Below are 268 nucleotides of genomic sequence, written 5' to 3' on the forward strand. Positions count from 1 at the left end.
AGGTCGAAATAGTCGGCTCACTATTCCAACCCCCAGCGCGTTTTCAATTGCGTGATGCAACTCCACAAACGCCGCACTGACCTCAAACTCTTCAGGCGGCAGCATCCCGGGGAGCACGTACCTGCCAGGGATATCGATGTACGACTCCGCCAGCGGATCGGTGATAAACCGAACAGGGCCCCCCTTCGCATCCAAAGCGAAAATGCGGTTGTCGAAAGCCGTCCACCCGTGCGGGATGTGTTTCGCTACGCCGGCACCAGGAGAGTTT

1 protein-coding gene is annotated in these 268 nt (G+C 57.8%); it reads right to left on the reverse strand.

Annotated elements, in window-relative coordinates:
* Positions 1-268, reverse strand: a 268-nt coding sequence (locus tag AC3XQU_RS24005) for a hypothetical protein (RefSeq protein WP_489876635.1), incomplete at both ends; no start/stop codon positions are given.

It is taken from the genome of Telluria sp. AZSoR62, assembly GCF_058111565.1.